This window comes from Streptomyces crystallinus (assembly GCF_039521265.1).
GTDB lineage: Bacteria > Actinomycetota > Actinomycetes > Streptomycetales > Streptomycetaceae > Streptomyces > Streptomyces crystallinus.
Genome location: NZ_BAAACA010000005.1, coordinates 148,914 through 166,080 on the forward strand (window position 1 = coordinate 148,914; position 17,167 = coordinate 166,080).

Below are 17,167 nucleotides of genomic sequence, written 5' to 3' on the forward strand. Positions count from 1 at the left end.
GTGGGGCCGGCCGGGCAGTGCATGCGGAGCGGTGGTTCTTGGATCGGGGAGAGAGTGCCAGGAGTGACCTGTCGCTGTCAGGAGCGCGTCAAGAAGATGGCTGGAAATCGTTCGTTGTACGAAAGATGGCGTTCGTTAAGCGGACGTTTCCTTTGTCAACACCGTGTGTCCAGTGTGCAGTCGGGTGCGTCGCGATCGACGGGAGTGTCCGGATACGCACCCAGTCCGACCAGCGCGAAAGCTGTCCAGAGGGCCTCCGGAAGCCGCCTTCGACAATGGCCGCAATGCGACTGAGCACTTGCCGCCCGGACCCCAGCCGACCGTCCGCCTGGCGGACGGTGCGACGCGCACGGCGATGAGGTGTGACGGACGCGGCGGCGGAGCGGTTCCCGCCGCCGCGCCCTTTCGGCCCCAGGGCAAGGCATGGATCCGAACGACGGCGCCTACGCCAGGCTCTCCCGCCAGGCCCGGTGCAGATCCGCGAACCGGCCGGTGTTCGCGATGAGTTCGGCGGGCGAGCCGTCCTCGACGATCCGGCCCCGGTCCATCACCAGCACCCGGTCCGCGATCTCCACGGTCGACAGCCGGTGGGCGATGACGACGGCGGTACGGCCGTGCAGCACCGTGTGCATCGCGCGCTGCACCGCCCGCTCGCCCGGGATGTCCAGGGACGAGGTCGCCTCGTCGAGGATCAGCACCGCCGGGTCCGCGAGCAGCGCCCGGGCGAAGGCGACCAGCTGGCGCTGGCCCGCCGAGATGCGTCCGCCGCGCTTGCGCACATCGGTGTCGTAGCCGTCCGGCAGCCGGGTGATGAAGTCGTGCGCGCCGATCGCCTTCGCGGCCCGCTCGATCTCCTCCCGGGTCGCCTCGGGGCGGCCGATGGCGATGTTGTCGGCGACCGTCCCGGAGAACAGGAACGCCTCCTGGGTCACCATCACGACCCCGCGCCGCAGCTCGGGCACGGCGAGCTCGCGCAGGTCGACGCCGTCGAGCAGGACCCGCCCTGTGGAGGGGTCGTAGAAGCGGGCCAGCAGCTTGGCGAGGGTGGACTTCCCCGCGCCGGTCGAGCCGACGACGGCGACGGTCTGCCCGGCCGGGATCGTCAGGTCGAAGCGGGGCAGCACCTCCCCGCCCGTACGGTACGAGAAGCCCACGCCCTCGAACACGACCTCCCGGCCCGGCAGTTCGCCGGAGCGTTCCGGTAGCGGGACGGGACGCTCGGGTTCGGGCACGGTCGGCTTCTGGGCGAGCAGCCCGGCGATCTTACCCAGCGAGGAGACGGCGGCCTCGTAGGAGTTGAGGAACATCCCGAGCCGGTCGATCGGGTCGTAGAGCCGCCGCAGATACAGCACGGCGGCGGCCAGCACCCCGAGCGCGAGGGTGCCCTCGGCGACCCGGTAGGCACCCCACAGCACCATCGCGGCGACGGCCGTGTTGGCCACCAGCCGGGAGCCCACCACGTACTGGGCCATCTCCAGGATCGCGTCCCCGTTGGTGCGCTCGTGGCGGTGGTTGAGCTCGCGGAACTCCGCGTCGTTGGTGTCCTCGCGGCGGAACGCCTGGACCGGGCGGATGCCGTTGAGGGTCTCCGCGAACTTGACGATCACGGCGGCGATCGCGGTGGAGCGGGCGTCGAAGGCGCGCGAGGCGCGCCGCCGGTAGCGGCGGATCAGCAGGTGCAGCGGCGCGTACGAGGCGACCGCGAGCGCGCCGGTGCCCCAGTCCAGCCAGAGCAGCATCGCGCAGATGTAGACCGCGGAGAGCACCACGCCGATGAGCTCCTGGAGCCCCTCGTTGAAGAGCTCGCGCAGCGACTCCACGTCGGAGGTGGAGCGGGAGATGAGCCGGCCCGAGGTGTAGCGCTCGTGGAAGTCCACGCTCAGCGCCTGCGCGTGCCGGAAGATCCGCCCGCGCAGATCGAGCAGCACGTCCTGGCCGACGCGGGTGGAGGCGCTGATGAACGCGTACTGGAGGAGCCCGGACCCCAGGGCGCAGACGAGGTAGCCGGAGCCGACGGCGATCAGCGGCCCGTAGTCGTGGCGCCGGAAGGCGGGCACGCCCCGGTCGATGGCGTACGCGACGAGCAGCGGCCCCGCCTGCACGGCGGCCTGCTGCAACAGGATCAGCAGCGCGGTGACGACGACGCGGCGGCGCATGGGGCGCAGCAGGTCGAACAGCAGGGCGCGGGTGGCGCCGGCGGGGGAGGGGAGCTCGTCGCGGTCGAAGGGATCGCCCGGGACCGGGGCGCTGCCGGGTCGCCCCGGCCCCTGCGACCCCTCCGGCTCCTCCGGCTCGGCCTGCCGCTCGGCCCCGATGGTGGTGGTCATCGCTTCTCCCCCTCGTCCCCCGCACCGGACATCAGCCAGGCGTACTCGGCGTTGTCGCGCAGCAGTTCCTGGTGCGTGCCGACGGCGGCGACGCGGCCGCCGGAGAGCAGCGCGACCCGGTCGGCGAGCATCACCGTCGACGGCCGGTGCGCGACGACCAGCGCGGTGGTCTCCCGCAGGACGTCGCGCAGGGCCGCCTCGACGAGGGCCTCGGTGTGCACGTCGAGCGCGGAGAGCGGGTCGTCGAGCACCAGGAACCTGGGCCGCCCGACGACCGCCCGGGCCAGCGCGAGGCGCTGGCGCTGGCCGCCGGAGAGGCTGAGCCCCTGCTCGCCGACCTGGGTGTCGACGCCGTGCGGCAACTCCCGTACGAAGCCGGCCTGCGCGACGTCGAGTGCGCGGTCCAGGTCCTGGGTGCCGCCGCCGCCCATCAGGACGTTCTCGCCCACGGAGGCGGAGAAGAGGGTGGGCTCCTCGAAGGCGACGGCGACGAGTGCGCGGAGTTCGTCGCGCGGCATCTCGGCGATGTCGACGCCGTCGAGGGTGATCCGCCCGCCGGTCGCCTCGTACAGCCTCGGCACGAGGGCGGTGAGGGTGGTCTTCCCCGACCCCGTCCCGCCGACGACGGCCATGGTCTCGCCACTGCGGATGTGCAGGTCGATCCCGGAGAGGAGGGGCGGGGAGTCCGGGGGCGCGTCGGGGTAGCGGAAGGCGACGTGGTGGAACCTGATGCCGAGGTCCGGGCCCGGCCGTCGTCTGCGGCCTGGTGGCCGCTCTTCACCTCCCCGCCCCGCCCCTTCCCGAAAGCCCTGGGCGGGCGGCCCGGTGTCTTCACTGCGGGCCGGTGGGGGCTGGTCGCGCAGTTCCTCGCGCCCCTGGGGCAGCCCGGCTCCCCCCGGGTGCACAGTGCTGGGAACTGGGGCCGCAGGCCCCGTTCCCTCAGGGACGCGGGGAACTGCGCGACCAGCCACCCACCGGGCCGCAGCCGGACGCGCAGCGGGGTGCAGGGGGCGGAGCCCCCGCTCGGGGTCCGGGGGCGTAGCCCCCGGGAGGGCGGCCTTGCTCACCGGAGGGACTGGCTCATCCAGGACCTCGAAGTACCGCTGCGTCGCCGTCCCCGCCTCCTGGCTCATCGCCAGCAGGAACCCGATCGAGTCCACCGGCCACCGCAGCGCCAACGCCGTGGACAGGAACGCCACCAGCGTCCCGGCCGACAGCTGACCGTCCGCCACCCGCACCGTACCCAGCACCAGCGCCGCCCCGATCGCGAGCTCGGGGACCGCCGTGATGACGCCCCACAGCGCCGCCAGCAGCCGCGCCTTGTGCAGCTCGGTGCCCCGCAGCCCGCGCGCCAGCTCCCCGAACGCCCGCGCCTGGGCCCGGTGCCGGCCGAAGCCCTTGATGATCCGGATACCGAGCACGCTCTCCTCGACCAGCGTGGTCAGATCGCCCACCTGGTCCTGCGCCCGCCGCGCCGCCAGCGAGTACCGCGTCTCGAAGAGCGAGCACAGCGCCACCAGCGGCACCACGGGAAGGATCAGCACCAGCCCCAGCGTCCACTCCTGCGACAGCAAAATGATGAACCCCACCAGGATGGTCACCCCGTTGACCAGCAAGAACGTCAACGGGAAGGCCAGGAACATCCGTACCAGGCTCAGATCCGTCGTCCCGCGCGACAGCAACTGCCCCGAGGGCCAGCGGTCGTGGAAGGACACCGGCAGCCGCTGCACATGCCGGTACAGATCCGCCCGCATCGCCGCCTCCACCCCCGCCAGCGGCCGCGCCACCAGCCACCGCCGCAGGCCGAACAGGAGCGCCTCCGCGACGCCGAGGAGCAGCAGGACGAGCGCCCCGAACCAGACCCCGCCGGGGTCACCGTCGCCCACCGGGCCGTCGACGATCCACTTCAAGACGAGGGGGATCACCAGCCCGAGACAGGACGCGACGACCGCGACGAACGCGGCGCAGAACAGCCGGGCCCGCACGGGGCGTACGTACGGCCATAGCCTCAGCAGCGTACGGACGGTCGACGGGTCCGGGGTCGGAGCGGCTGGGGGAGCGGCGGGAGGCGCATCCGTGGGCGCATGTGTGTCTGACATCAACCATCGAGCCTAAGCGGCACCACGGACAACGCCACAGCCCTTTTTGGCCCGGCGCGGGGTCCGGGGCGCGGCCCGGCGAAGACTGACGCGCCATCAGCTCGTCACACGCAGCACCTGCACCGAACGCGCCCCCACCCCCATCTCCACGCCGCCCCGGTGCTCGCGCCCCGGCACCTGCGACTGGTCCTCCGTCGAGGTGTCCACCACGACCTCGTACCCCTCGCCCCACGGCGGCCCGGGCAGCACGAACCGCGTCGGGCGGCTGCCCGCGTGCAGCACGATCAGGAAGCTGTCGTCCACCACGGGCGCGCCCCGCGCGTCGCGCCCGGGGATGTCGCGGCCCGACAGATACAGCCCGAGCGTGGCCGTCGGCGCGTACCAGTCCCGCTCCGTCATCTCCGCGCCGCGCGCGGTGAACCAGGCGAGGTCGCGCAGCCCGTCCGCCCGCTGCGCCCGGCCGGAGAAGAACGCGCGGCGGCGCAGCACCGGGTGGCGGTGGCGCAGGGCGACCAGGCGGCGCGCCAGCTGGAGCAGCCCGCGCGGCCCCGGCTCGTCCAGCAGCGACCAGTCGACCCACCCCACCTCGCCGTCCTGGCAGTACGCGTTGTTGTTGCCCCCCTGGGTGCGCCCCATCTCGTCCCCGGCCACCAGCATCGGCACCCCGGTGGAGACCAGCAGGGTGGTCAGCAGGTTGCGCAGCTGGCGGCGGCGCAGGGCGTTGACGCGCGGGTCGTCCGTCTCGCCCTCCACGCCGCAGTTCCACGACCGGTTGTCGTCGGTGCCGTCCCGGTTGCCCTCCCCGTTCGCGTCGTTGTGCTTGCGCTCGTACGAGACCAGGTCGCGCAGGGTGAAGCCGTCGTGCGCCGTGACGAAGTTGATCGAGGCGTACGGGCGGCGGCCGCCCCAGGCGTACAGGTCGCTGGAGCCCGACAGGCGGTAGCCCAGATCGCGTACATCGGGCAGCGCGCCCCGCCAGAAGTCCCGCACCGCGTCCCGGTAGCGGTCGTTCCACTCCGTCCACAGCGGGGGGAAGGCCCCGACCTGGTAGCCGCCGCGCCCCACGTCCCAGGGCTCCGCGATCAGCTTCACCCGGCGCAGCACCGGGTCCTGGGCGATCACCGCCAGGAACGGGGAGAGCATGTCGACGTCGTGCATCGAGCGGGCCAGCGCCGCCGCCAGGTCGAAGCGGAACCCGTCCACCCCCATCTCCGTCACCCAGTACCGCAGCGAGTCCGTGATCAGCCGCAGCACCTGGGGCCGCACCACGTGCAGGGTGTTGCCGCAGCCCGTGTAGTCCGCGTACCGGCGGGCGTCCGACTGGAGCCGGTAGTAGCCCTTGTTGTCGATGCCGCGCAGCGACAGCGTCGGGCCGCGCTCGCCCGCCTCGGCCGTGTGGTTGTAGACGACGTCGAGGATGACCTCGATGCCCGCCGCGTGCAGCGCCCGCACCATCCGCTTGAACTCGCCGACCTGCTGGCCCGCCGTGCCGGACGCCGAGTAGGCCGCGTGGGGGGCGAAGTAGCCGATCGAGTTGTAGCCCCAGTAGTTGCGCAGGCCCCGGCGCAGCAGATGGTCCTCGTGGGCGAACTGGTGCACCGGCAGCAGCTCGACCGCCGTCACCCCGAGGCTGACCAGGTGGTCGAGCGCGGCCGGGTGCGCGAGACCCGCGTACGTGCCGCGCAGCTCCTCGGGGATCCCCGGGTGCCGCTTGGTGAAGCCGCGCACATGGAGCTCGTAGATGACCGAGTCGGCCCACGGCGTCTTGGGCCGGCGGTCGTCGGCCCAGTCGTCGTCATCGTGGACGACGACCCCCTTGGGCACGTACGGCGCCGAGTCCCGGTCGTCGCGGACCGTGTCGGCCACCTGCTGCTGCGGCCAGTCCCGCACATGCCCGTACACCTGCGGCGGCAGCGCGAAGTCCCCGTCGACCGCGCGCGCGTACGGGTCGAGCAGCAGCTTCGACGGGTTCCAGCGGGCCCCCGTCCAGGGGTCCCAGCGGCCGTGCACCCGGTAGCCGAACCGCTGCCCCGGCCGCACCCCCGGCACGAAGCCGTGCCAGATCTCATGGGTGAGCTCGACCAGGGCGAGCCGGGTCTCGGCGCCCACCGCGTCGAACAGACACAGCTCCACCGACTCCGCCCCGCCCGCCCACAGCGCGAAGTTGGTGCCCGCCACCCCGTCCGGCCCCACCCGGAACCGGGCCCCCAGCGGTGTCGGCGCCCCCGGCCAGACCCGCGGCCGCGGCCCGCCGGGGCCGCGCCGGTGCCCGTTCAGCTCCCGGTGCCCCTCCTCCTGCGGAGCCGGGCGCCCCAGCCCCCGCTCCGCCTCCTGCTCGGCTGCGCTCGACACCCCTCGGCCTCCCGCGGCTCGGCGCCTGGAGGGGCGCGGCGTCCCGGCCGCGGCTCCCCACGCGTGTCCTCGCAGGTTTTCTTCCCGTTACCCGGCTCGTACTCACGTTTCCCTGGGCGGGGCGCGGTCGTTGACCGGTCGTGAGATTCGTACTGAAGCGGGCAGGGGCGAGCACCGCGGCCGCCCTGGCATGGGTGGGACTGACGGCGGCGCTGGTGGCCGGGGCGGCCGGGTGCAGCGGTGACCATCTGGACATCGGCGGGGTCGACGGGGTCAAGGACGTCGTCGCGGGCAAGGGCCCCTCGCCCCGGGACGTGATCCTGGTGACCCCCGACGACGGGGCCAAGGGCGTCAGGGCAAACGGGAGGATCGAGGTGCGGGTGCCCAGCGGGCGCCTGGAGCGGGTCAGGGTGATGAAGGCCGAGGACGCCCAGCCCGAGGAGGTGCCGGGCCACCTCAGCGAGGACGGGCTCTCCTGGCAGCCGGACCGGGGCGCCGCGGCCCGGCTGGAACTCGCCGCCAAGTACACGGTGGACGCGGTGGCGCTCGACGGCCACGGCCACCGCCAGGCCCGCCACACCAGCTTCACCACGCTGGTGCCCGAGCACCGGTTCATCGGCTACTTCAAGCCGGAGAACCGCTCCACGGTCGGCGTCGGCATGATCGTCTCGTTCAACTTCAACCAGCCGATCGAGAACCGGGCGGCCGTGGAGCGCGCCATCAAGGTCACCTCGAAGCCGCCGGTCGTGGTGGTGGGCCACTGGTTCGGCAAGGAGCGCCTGGACTTCCGGCCCAGACAGTACTGGAGGCCGGGCACCAAGGTCACCGTGGACATGCGGCTGCGCGATGTGCCCGGCGCCCCCGACGTCTACGGCATCCAGGAGAAGCGGGTCGGCTTCACCATCGGGCGCGACCAGCAGTCCCTGGTGGACGCCGAGGCGCACACGATGGAGGTGCGCCGCGGCGGCGACCTGGTCAGTACGGTCCCGATCTCGGCCGGGTCGCCGAAGAACACCACGTACAACGGCAAGATGGTGGTCACCGAGATGTTCGACGTGACCCGGATGAACAGCCGCACCGTCGGCTTCGGCGGGGAGTACGACATCCCGGACGTGCCGCACGCCATCCGGCTGACCGCCTCCGGCACCTTCCTGCACGGCAACTACTGGGCCTCCTCCACCACCTTCGGCTCCAGCAACACCAGCCACGGCTGTGTGGGCCTGCGCGATGTGAAGGGCGGCAGCCCGGACACCCCGGCGGGCTGGTTCTTCGACCGCACGCTCATCGGGGACGTGGTGGAGGTGGTCAACTCCCGGGACAAAACGGTCGCGGCGGACAACGGCCTCGGTGGCTGGAACCTGAGCTGGGCGAAGTGGAGGGCGGGCTCGGCCCTCTGACCCCCACTCGCCGGCCCGCCCGGCCCGTACACGCCCCCGGTGACGACGCGATGTCGCCACAGCGAACGCACAGGACCATTGGGACTGAACGGTGACATTCGCGTGGCGTTGAGTGTGTGTCCGGTGTGATTACCTAGGCAATCGTGTGCGCGCGAGGACGCGCGCGGGGGTGTTTTTCAGTACGGGCCGTGGCGTGTTCCAGGCCGTGCGAGGGGAGAGAACTGTCGTGAACGGGCAGCACATATCGGGGGCTCCGAAGAGAGCGGCGGGACGGCGGCGCGGCACGCCCGGTCTGCTGGCTCTGCTGCTGGGGGCGCTGCTTCTGCTGGTCTCGGCGTGCGGGGGCGACGACTCCGCCGGGGGCGGGGACGGCAAGGGCAAGGGCGCCGCCGGCAAGGCGGGCGAGGACACCAAGGCCTCGGCCGCGGTGGTGACCGTGGCGCCCAAGGACGGCGCCGACTCCGTGGCCACCAGCGGCGCGCTGAAGGTCTCCGCGGCCCAGGGCAAGCTCACCGCCGTCGCGGTCGCGGACACCAAGGGCAACGCGGTGGCCGGCAAGATCTCCGCCGACGGCAGCGCCTGGACCCCGGACCAGCACCTCGCCTCCGCCACCAAGTACAAGGTGCACGCGGTCGCCAAGGACACCGACGGCCGCGAGTCCGCCAAGGACACCACGTTCACCACGCTGGTCCCCAAGAACACCTTCATCGGCACCTACGCCCCCGAGGACGGCGACACCGTCGGCGTCGGCATGCCGGTGTCGATCAACTTCAGCCGCGGCATCACCAACCCGCAGGCCGTCGAGAAGGCCATCAAGGTGACGGCCGAGCCGTCGGTGCCGGTCGAGGGCCACTGGTTCGGCAACGACCGCCTGGACTTCCGCCCCGAGAAGTACTGGGCGCCGGGCACCAAGGTGACCGTCAAGTTCAACCTCGACGGCGTCGAGGGCCGGCCCGGCGTCTACGGCAAGCAGACCCGTACGGTGAAGTTCACCGTCGGCCGCTCGCAGGTCTCCACGGTCGACGCGGCCGCCCACACCATGACGGTCGTGCGTGACGGCAAGACCCTGCGCACCATCCCGATCAGCGCGGGCGCCCCGGCGAACACCACGTACAACGGCCAGATGGTGATCAGCGAGAAGTACCAGGTGACCCGGATGAACGGCGCCACCGTGGGCTTCGGCGGCGAGTACGACATCAAGGACGTGCCGCACGCGATGCGCCTCTCCAGCTCGGGCACCTTCCTGCACGGCAACTACTGGGGCGACCCGTCGGTGTTCGGCAACACCAACACCAGCCACGGCTGCGTGGGCCTGCGCGACGCGCGCGGCGCGGGCGACCCCTCGACCCCGGCGGCCTGGTTCTACGACCGCTCGCTCATCGGTGACGTGGTCATCGTGAAGAACTCCAAGGACAAGCAGATCCAGCCGGACAACGGCCTCAACGGCTGGAACATGTCCTGGGCGGAGTGGACCAAGTAACACCCCCCCTGCGATCCGCGCGGCGGACGGACCCGGTGCTGTGACCAACGGCACCGGGTCCGCCGTCGTTAACGCCCACTAACCTGCTGCCATGACTGTGACCCTCGAAGTCTCCGAAGGCGTCGGCACCCTCCGCCTGGACCGCCCCCCGATGAACGCCCTGGACATCGCGATCCAGGACCGGCTGCGCGAGCTCGCCGAGGAGGCGGGCCGCCGTGACGACGTACGCGCCGTGGTGATCTACGGCGGCGAGAAGGTGTTCGCGGCGGGCGCGGACATCAAGGAGATGCAGGCGATGGACCACGCCGCGATGGTGGTCCGCTCCCGCGCGCTCCAGGAGTCCTTCACCGCCGTCGCGCGCATCCCCAAGCCGGTCGTCGCCGCCGTCACCGGGTACGCGCTGGGCGGTGGCTGCGAGCTCGCGCTCTGCGCCGACATCCGTATCGCCGCCGACAACGCCAAGCTGGGCCAGCCCGAGATCCTGCTCGGACTGATCCCGGGCGCGGGCGGCACCCAGCGCCTCTCCCGCCTCATCGGTCCCTCCCGCGCCAAGGACCTCATCTTCACCGGCCGGATGGTCAAGGCGGAGGAGGCGCTGGCGATCGGGCTCGTGGACCGCGTGGTGGCGGCGGACAAGGTGTACGAGGAGGCGCACGCCTGGGCGGCGAAGCTCGCCCAGGGCCCGGCGCTCGCGCTGCGCGCCGCCAAGGAGTCGGTCGACTCGGGTCTGGAGACGGACATCGAGACCGGGCTGGCCATCGAACGGAACTGGTTCGCGGGGCTGTTCGCGACCGAGGACCGCGAGCGCGGGATGCGCAGCTTCGTCGAGGAGGGCCCCGGGAAGGCCAAGTTCCGCTGACCTTCGCCGGGTTGGCGTCCCTGCCGTTCACCCTGCGGGTGGATTAGCGTGGCCTTAACGGAGCCTTAAGTACGACTGGCCGCGAACGCCTGGTGATCAGCTGATCGCGGCCCGTCATCGCAGCTCGTGGGCGGTGCGGGGGTGATCCACTGCCGTCGGCATATGCTGAACGGGTTCCCCGGAACCTCTGGTTCCGGGGGCCGTTTTCCCCAGGAACGGCCCCGGAGACGGCTCGGGGCGGCCATGATGGGGGCATGGCGGGGCTGGAGGGTGTGGAACAACCGCGGCAGCGCGGCAGCGCGACCGCGGCTCGGTGGTCGCCTGCCGTCGAGGACGAACGGGCGCTCAAGGCACTGGAGTTGTTCGGCAACCCGACGGACGAAGAGGTACGGCTGCCGTCCCGGCCCGAGTCGGCGGCGACCGCGCGCCGGCTCACCCAGTGCGTGATACTGCGTCAGTGGGCGCTCTCCCCGGCGCTCGCGGAGCAGGCGATCCTGCTCGTCTCCGAGCTGGTCGGCAACGCGGTACGGCACACCGGTGCCCGGGCCTTCGGGCTGCGGATGATGCGGCGGCGCGGCTGGATCAGGATCGAGGTGCGCGACCCCTCGCGCGGGCTGCCCTGTCTGATGCCGGTCCATGAGCTGGACACCAGCGGGCGCGGCCTCTTCCTCGTCGACAAGCTCTCCGACCGCTGGGGGGTGGATCTGCTGCCGCGCGGCAAGACCACCTGGTTCGAGATGCGGGTCGCCGACCGCTGAGTCCTCGCGGGTGGCCGCCCCGGGATACACCGAAGCCCCCGTGCCTGCCGGGTGCGGCCTGCCTGCGGGGGCTTCTGCGGAACGCCGCCGTGGACCGGAGGGGGTGTGATCCACGGCGACTGAGGACGACCGAGCTCGGGTCAATGAGCGGTCGTGTCTTCGACTATGGCAGACGGGGGGCCTTCACGCCAAAAGTCCTTACTCGGACAAACTTCCCCATAGCGTGACAGTTTAGCTGTGAATCGTAGGTGAGCTAGAGCACGCACCTTCTAAATGCTGAATAAGTATGGGTATCGATGAGTGATTCATCGAGTCGCCCGCCATGTCGGGATGGCGCGTCCCGGCGACCCGCATAGGTCCTGAAATGGGTCAATCATTACCTTCCGCCCGTTGCCGCACTTAAATGTCCATGTGCTCAATCCATCTCCCCGTGGGGTCGACCGCCGCAGCGCACTGCGTGCCGGGGCGGGGGCGGCCGTCCTGGGGGCCTTCGCGGCCGGCTGCACGCAGGACGAGGGCGGCGCCGGGCCGCCGCCCGCCGCCGCGACACCCACCGGCTCCCCCGCCTCCGCCCGCCCCGGCACCACCCGCGCCGCCCCGGCCCCGCGCGCCTTCCCGGCCCAGCCCGACCAGATCGCGCACGGCCCGCGCGACCGGCCGAAGGTCGCGCTCACCTTCCACGGCCAGGGCGACCCCAAGGAGGCCACCGCCCTGTTGGAGGAGGCCGAGCGGGCCGGTGCCAGGGTCACCGTGCTCGCCGTCGGCAGCTGGCTCGACGAGCACCCCCGGATGGCCCGCCGCATCCTCGACGGCGGCCACGACCTCGGCAACCACACCCAGCGCCACATCGACATCTCCGCGCTCGCGGAGCGGGAGGCGTACGCCGAGATCACCGGCTGCGCGGACCGGCTGCGCCGGATCACCGGCTCCATCGGGACCTGGTTCCGGCCCTCCCGTACCCAGTACGCCACGCCGCTCGTCCAGAGACTGGCCCGGCGGGCCGGGTACCCGCACGTGCTCTCGTACGACGTCGACTCGCTCGACTTCACCTCGCCCGGCGCCCCGGCCGTGACCCGCAACGTCACCGGGCGGATCCGCAACGGATCCGTGGTGAGTCTGCACTTCGGCTACGCGGACACGGTCGCCGCGCTGCCGGCCCTCCTCGCCGACCTCGACCGCCGCGGACTGCGCGCGGTGACCACCACGGAGTTGCTGACCTGATGCCGACCCCCACCAAGAGGACCGCCGCGCTGCTCTGCGGCCTCCTGCTCGCCGCGCTCGCCGGCTGCGGCTCGTCCGCGGACAAGGGCGGGAACGAGGCCCTGGGCACCAAGGGCGCCGCTCAGCCCGTGCCGAAGCAGGCCGTGCCGCAGGGCCTGCCCGGGATGCCGCCGGTCCTGGACCCCAAGGACGCCTACGCCGCGGACCGCCCGAACGCCCTCCAGCCGGCCGTGAAGAACTTCCTCGAACGCGTCTACGTCCCCAACACCAACTCCAACACGGTCTCGGTGATCGACCCCAAGACGTACAAGGTGATCGAGACCATCCCGGTCGGGCACCAGCCGCAGCACGTGGTGCCCTCCTGGGACATGAAGACGCTGTGGGTCAACAACGACCTGGGGGACAGCCTCACCGCCATCGACCCGGCGACCGGCAGGACCGGCCGCACCGTCCAGGTCTCCGACCCGTACAACCTCTACTTCACGCCCGACGGCAAGTACGCGGTCGTGATGGCGTCGATGGACCGCGAGCTGGTGTTCCGCGAGCCCGTCCACATGAACCGGGTCAAGACCGTCCCGGTGCACTGCGCGGGCGTCAACCACGCGGACTTCTCCATGGACGGCCGCTACTTCATCGTCTCCTGCGAGTTCTCCGGCGAACTGCTCAAGGTCGACACGGCGAAGATGCAGGTCATCGCGCACCAGAAGCTGCCGTTCGAGGGGGCGATGCCGCAGGACGTGAAGATGTCCCCGGACGGCAGGACCTTCTACATCGCCGACATGATGGCGCACGGCATGTGGGTCATGGACGGCGACCGGTTCAGCACGCCGACGCTGCTGCCCACCGGCAAGGGCTGCCACGGCCTCTACGTCAGCCGCGACTCCAAGGAGATGTACATCTCCAACCGGGGCGAGGGCACCATCTCCATCTTCGACTTCGCCCAGAACAAGCTGACCAAGAAGTGGCACCTGCCGGGCGGCGGCAGCCCCGACATGGGAGGCGTCTCGGCCGACGGCAAGGTGCTGTGGCTGTCCGGGCGTTACGACGCCGAGGTGTACGCGATCGACACCACCACCGGGCAGGAGCTCGCCAGGATCCCGGTCGGCTCGGGCCCGCACGGCCTCGCGGTCTACCCGCAGCCGGGCCGCTACTCGCTGGGCCACACCGGCATCTTCCGCTGAGCCCGCGCACTCCGTACGGAAACGGCCGCCCCCGGGAGGAGATCCCGGGGGCGGCCGCCTCTCACCAGAGCACCGGCAGCCGCTCCGGCAGCCGTTTGATGAAGCCGGTGCGCCACACCAGCTGTTCGGGCGGGACCGCGAGGCGCAGCCCCGGCAGCCGCTCCACCAGCACGCCCAGCGCGATCTCCGCGTGCGCCCGACCCAGGCCCGTGGCCGGGCAGAAGTGGCGGCCCGCGCCGAAGGAGAGGTGCGGGTTGACCTCGCGGTCCAGGTCGAGCCGTTCGGGGTCGCTGAAGACCGCCGGGTCGAAGTTGGCGGCCTCGACCAGGACCAGCACCAACTCGCCCTTCCTGACCAGCACGTCACCGACCCGGACGTCCTCGGTGGCCAGCCTCGGCAGGCCGTCCCCGATGGACAGGTTCCAGCGCAGCAGCTCGTCCACCGCCCGGCCCATCCGCTCCGGACGGCCCCTCAGATACTCGATCAGCTCCGGGTGCTGGAGCAGCGCGAGCACCGCGAGCACCAGGAACGCGGAGGTGGAGACGGCGCCCGCGCCGAAGAGCGAGACCGCGACCGTCGCCAGCATCTCGTCGGTGAGGTGCGCGGACTCCTCCTCCGTACGCAGCTCGGCGAGGCGGCCGAGCAGGCCCGCCCGCCGGTCCTCGGGCGCGTTGAGCCGGTCGACCATGTAGCCGAGGTCCTTGTACCAGTTCAGCCGGGAGCCCTCGAAGGCGTGCGGGCTGGTCATGAACGCGATGTCCAGACCGCTCATCAGCCGCCGCCAGTCCGCGAACGGCACCCCGACCACCTTGCAGTGCAGGGCCGCCGAGAAGGGGTCGGCGAACCCCGCCCGGAAGTCCGCCGGCGGTCCCTCGGCGAGCAGCGCGTCGACGAACTCGTCCGCCCGCTCGCGCAGCCACTCCCGCAGGCCGTCGGTGCGCGGGTTGAGCGCCTTCATCACGGCGCCGCGCAGCCCCGCGCTGTTGATGTTCCCCATGTTGTTGACGACCTCCGGGGGGATCGTCAGCGCGTACTGGCGCGGGGCGCCCGGGGACGCGGTCTCCTTGAGGCTGAAGCGTTCGTCCTCCAGGACGCGCTTGGCCAGCCCGTGGCTGCTCACCAGCCAGGCGGTGTCACCGGTCATGGTGCGCACCCGGGCCACCGGCTCCCTGGTGCGCAGGACGGCGCACTCCTCGGGCAGCACGTCGCCGCGCCGCCCGAGGGGGAAGTCGAGCAGCGGGGTCCTGGTGTCCGTGTCCGTAGTCCTGACGTGGCTCATGCGGCGACTCCCTCCGGGCGGACGGCCTGCGGGCGCACGACCGCGTACGCCTGGTTGCGGGAGGCGCGCAGGCCGCCGCCCCTGGCGTAGAGCAGCTCGGTGAGCGGGATCAGCGCGTGGTAGCAGGAGACCGAGGACGGGACCTGGAGGATGCCCGGGGTGTCGAGGAAGAAGGGCAGCTCGGCGGCGATGTAGTCGAGGCAGGCGGCGGTCTGCGCCTGGCTCACCGGTCCGCCGCCGGCCTTGGTGGCCAGGAACGCGGCGGCCATGTCCTCGCAGCCGGTGCGGAACTCGCGGTCGGTCGCGAGGAAGTGCCGCACCCGGCGGTGCAGCAGGTCGTAGACCGGGTTCCCCTCGAACTCCGAGAGCGCGTGCACCAGGACCGGGAGCCCGGGCCGCCCGGCCTCCTCGACGCCGCGCAGGATCCTTCTGCGGACCGCTTTGAGCTCCTTGGCGGCGCGCCTGCGCGCGTGCTCGTCGTCGTATCCGAGCGTCGCGAACATCCGGTCCACATGGCGGTCGGCGTAGACGAGGTCGACCCGGTCGAAGCGGGCCGAGGCCCAGCGGACGAGACCGGCGATCCGGTCGGCGCTGAAGTAGCTGTTGCCCGGACTCACCCCGATGAGGACGTGGTCGCCCTCGTCCCAGATGAGCCGGCAGCTCGGGGTGAACGGCTGGAAGGTGAAGGTGGTGGTTGCTTCAGTGGTGGCAGTCACTCCTGAATCGCCCCAGCGCCGCGAGTCCCTGGGAGCCCTGTGCTCCCGGTGTGGCGGCGACAGCACGAAGTTATCGCCCGGTGGCGGAGCGTAGGGAAGAGGGTCCCGGACTTTTGGCGGGATTTCGCCCCCTCGACATGCCGTGGCCGATGTTTGGCCACGGGGCGCCGGGCGTACGGCTTCGGGGTCGACCGCCGTACGGGCCCGGCGCGGCGCCGGTTAGTCTGACCCCCGTCAAAAACGCACCAAGATAGGGGTGGACCCAGTGGCGGACATCGAAGAGGCCCGCAAGGCGTTCGCGCGACTCGACGTCAACGGTGACGGCGAGGTGACGGCGACCGAGTACAAGCAGGTCATGGCCCAGCTGGGCGACTTCCACGTCACCGAGACCGTGGCCCAGGCCATCATCAGGGCCAAGGACGCCAACGGCGACGGCAAGCTCTCCTTCGAGGAGTTCTGGGCGTCCCTGGACAAGTGACCCCGAATCCCGTCCGCCGGCCCGCTCCGAGGGGGCCGGCGGACGGCGTTCCGCACCGGGCACGCGGCTGTGCCGCAGGCGATGCGCCGCCCGTCCCGCCCCGGTGATCCCGCCCGTCCGCGTGAGTGCCGACGGCGTCGTCCCCCGTCGCGGTGAACCGCCGGGCGGACCAGGTGATTCCGCGATTTCATCAAGATCGATCGCACGGTCGGACCAACAAGAGTCCTTCAGGCGTCATTATGCGAAATGACTCAGGCCGATCGTGGCAGAACTCTCCCCGAGATGGTCGCGTTTCTCGATTTCACAAGCTCGCGAGGGCCTCACTGGCTAGCTTTTGACTGGGGAGTTCGCTACCGTTCTGGCACGTTACTCGCCAGTCGGCCAGGGAAATCGGCTCGGTGGGATGAAGTGAAAAAGATGAAAAGGGGTCGACCGTGCCTTTCTCATTATCACTCGGGCCGGCGCGCGGGTGGCGCCGGATCATGCCTCTTCTTTTCTGCTGGGCCGGACACGGCAGCGACAGGGCCGGGCGGTCGGCCGATCGCCGGAATCCGGAAGCGGAGGAATGCCTCTTCTGCCGGCGGGAGCAGCCGGAGCTGAACCGGATCATGCGGGAGAACAAGACGTTCTTCGTCCGTTACGACAATTTCCCGGCGGCCGAGGGGCATGTCGAAATCGTGCCCAAGCGCCATGTGGAATCGTTTTTCGAGCTGACGGCCAGGGAGCTCAAGGACGCCTATTCCCTGATCCGGTCCGCCCAGGAGAACCTCGACGACCGGCATCATCCCGACGGATACACCATCGGGATCAACGAGGGCCGGGCCGCCGGCCGGACCGTCGACCATCTGCATATCCATCTGATCCCCCGGCACTACGGGGACGTGGACGACCCACGGGGCGGAATCCGGCGTGCGGTGCCCAACTGCGAACCGGACGCCTGGGCGGCCTCGCCGCGCTAGGGGAACCCGGCGCGGCCGCGTTCGGGGTGCGGGACCGGAGCCGGCCGGAGCCACCGGGCGC

The 17,167-nt window shown here is 71.5% G+C and carries 13 protein-coding genes; 8 read left to right on the plus strand and 5 right to left on the minus strand.

Annotated elements, in window-relative coordinates:
• Window positions 1-443 precede the first annotated feature (443 nt).
• The 3 genes from ABD236_RS03570 to glgX form a co-directional block, all read right to left on the minus strand.
• Window positions 444-2,327, minus strand: coding sequence for an ABC transporter ATP-binding protein (locus ABD236_RS03570; RefSeq protein WP_344069975.1), 1,884 nt, complete (start codon window positions 2,325-2,327; stop codon window positions 444-446).
• Window positions 2,324-4,426 carry an ABC transporter ATP-binding protein gene (locus ABD236_RS03575; RefSeq protein WP_344069977.1) on the minus strand — a complete coding sequence of 701 codons (2,103 nt, stop codon included), beginning with the start codon at window positions 4,424-4,426 and terminating at the stop codon, window positions 2,324-2,326. Before ABD236_RS03575 ends, ABD236_RS03570 begins: the two co-directional genes overlap by 4 nt.
• 96 nt (window positions 4,427-4,522) lie before the next feature.
• Window positions 4,523-6,778, minus strand: coding sequence for a glycogen debranching protein GlgX (gene glgX, locus ABD236_RS03580; protein ID WP_425543810.1), 2,256 nt, complete (start codon window positions 6,776-6,778; stop codon window positions 4,523-4,525).
• A 140-nt stretch (window positions 6,779-6,918) separates the two neighbouring features.
• Between glgX and ABD236_RS03585 the strand changes: the two genes are divergently transcribed.
• From ABD236_RS03585 to ABD236_RS03610, 6 genes are all read left to right on the plus strand, one after another.
• On the plus strand, window positions 6,919-8,175 hold the full coding sequence (locus tag ABD236_RS03585) for a L,D-transpeptidase (protein ID WP_344069979.1): 1,257 nt from the start codon (window positions 6,919-6,921) through the stop codon (window positions 8,173-8,175).
• A 226-nt stretch (window positions 8,176-8,401) separates the two neighbouring features.
• Window positions 8,402-9,655 carry a L,D-transpeptidase gene (locus tag ABD236_RS03590; protein WP_344069981.1) on the plus strand — a complete coding sequence of 418 codons (1,254 nt, stop codon included), beginning with the start codon at window positions 8,402-8,404 and terminating at the stop codon, window positions 9,653-9,655.
• Window positions 9,656-9,746: 91 nt separating this feature from the next.
• Window positions 9,747-10,514: an enoyl-CoA hydratase/isomerase family protein gene (locus ABD236_RS03595; protein ID WP_344069983.1), complete on the plus strand. Its 768-nt coding sequence runs from the start codon at window positions 9,747-9,749 to the stop codon at window positions 10,512-10,514.
• Between the two features lie 149 nt (window positions 10,515-10,663).
• Complete coding sequence (locus ABD236_RS03600) at window positions 10,664-11,272, plus strand: ATP-binding protein (RefSeq protein WP_344070117.1); 609 nt, start codon at window positions 10,664-10,666, stop codon at window positions 11,270-11,272.
• A 411-nt stretch (window positions 11,273-11,683) separates the two neighbouring features.
• Complete coding sequence (locus ABD236_RS03605; RefSeq protein WP_344069985.1) at window positions 11,684-12,493, plus strand: polysaccharide deacetylase family protein; 810 nt, start codon at window positions 11,684-11,686, stop codon at window positions 12,491-12,493.
• The gene (locus ABD236_RS03610; RefSeq protein ID WP_344069987.1) at window positions 12,493-13,674 is read left to right on the plus strand and encodes a YncE family protein; all 1,182 of its coding nucleotides are present in this window, start codon (window positions 12,493-12,495) and stop codon (window positions 13,672-13,674) included. The genes ABD236_RS03605 and ABD236_RS03610 overlap by 1 nt, the downstream gene beginning before the upstream one ends.
• Window positions 13,675-13,735: 61 nt before the next feature.
• Here ABD236_RS03610 and ABD236_RS03615 read toward each other — a convergent pair whose 3' ends face one another.
• The gene (locus ABD236_RS03615) at window positions 13,736-14,953 is read right to left on the minus strand and encodes a cytochrome P450 (RefSeq protein ID WP_344069989.1); all 1,218 of its coding nucleotides are present in this window, start codon (window positions 14,951-14,953) and stop codon (window positions 13,736-13,738) included.
• Window positions 14,950-15,669 (minus strand): tRNA-dependent cyclodipeptide synthase, encoded by a 720-nt coding sequence (locus tag ABD236_RS03620; RefSeq protein ID WP_344069991.1) that lies wholly within the window; start codon window positions 15,667-15,669, stop codon window positions 14,950-14,952. Before ABD236_RS03620 ends, ABD236_RS03615 begins: the two co-directional genes overlap by 4 nt.
• Window positions 15,670-15,934: 265 nt before the next feature.
• Here ABD236_RS03620 and ABD236_RS03625 point away from each other — a divergent pair, with 265 nt between their 5' ends.
• Together ABD236_RS03625 and ABD236_RS03630 are read left to right on the plus strand one after the other, a co-directional pair.
• Window positions 15,935-16,147 (plus strand): EF-hand domain-containing protein, encoded by a 213-nt coding sequence (locus ABD236_RS03625; RefSeq protein ID WP_344069993.1) that lies wholly within the window; start codon window positions 15,935-15,937, stop codon window positions 16,145-16,147.
• Window positions 16,148-16,629: 482 nt separating this feature from the next.
• Window positions 16,630-17,106 carry an HIT family protein gene (locus tag ABD236_RS03630; protein ID WP_344069995.1) on the plus strand — a complete coding sequence of 159 codons (477 nt, stop codon included), beginning with the start codon at window positions 16,630-16,632 and terminating at the stop codon, window positions 17,104-17,106.
• Window positions 17,107-17,167 lie beyond the last annotated feature (61 nt).

Bases quoted from the DNA above. Each gene is read 5' to 3' on its own strand.
- ABD236_RS03570 (WP_344069975.1), bottom strand. From the start codon at position 2,327: ATGACCACCACCATCGGGGCCGAGCGGCAGGCCGAGCCGGAGGAGCCG.
- ABD236_RS03575 (WP_344069977.1), bottom strand. From the start codon at position 4,426: ATGTCAGACACACATGCGCCCACGGATGCGCCTCCCGCCGCTCCCCCA.
- ABD236_RS03595 (WP_344069983.1), top strand. From the start codon at position 9,747: ATGACTGTGACCCTCGAAGTCTCCGAAGGCGTCGGCACCCTCCGCCTG.
- ABD236_RS03610 (WP_344069987.1), top strand. From the start codon at position 12,493: ATGCCGACCCCCACCAAGAGGACCGCCGCGCTGCTCTGCGGCCTCCTG.
- ABD236_RS03615 (WP_344069989.1), bottom strand. From the start codon at position 14,953: ATGAGCCACGTCAGGACTACGGACACGGACACCAGGACCCCGCTGCTC.
- ABD236_RS03630 (WP_344069995.1), top strand. From the start codon at position 16,630: ATGCCTCTTCTTTTCTGCTGGGCCGGACACGGCAGCGACAGGGCCGGG.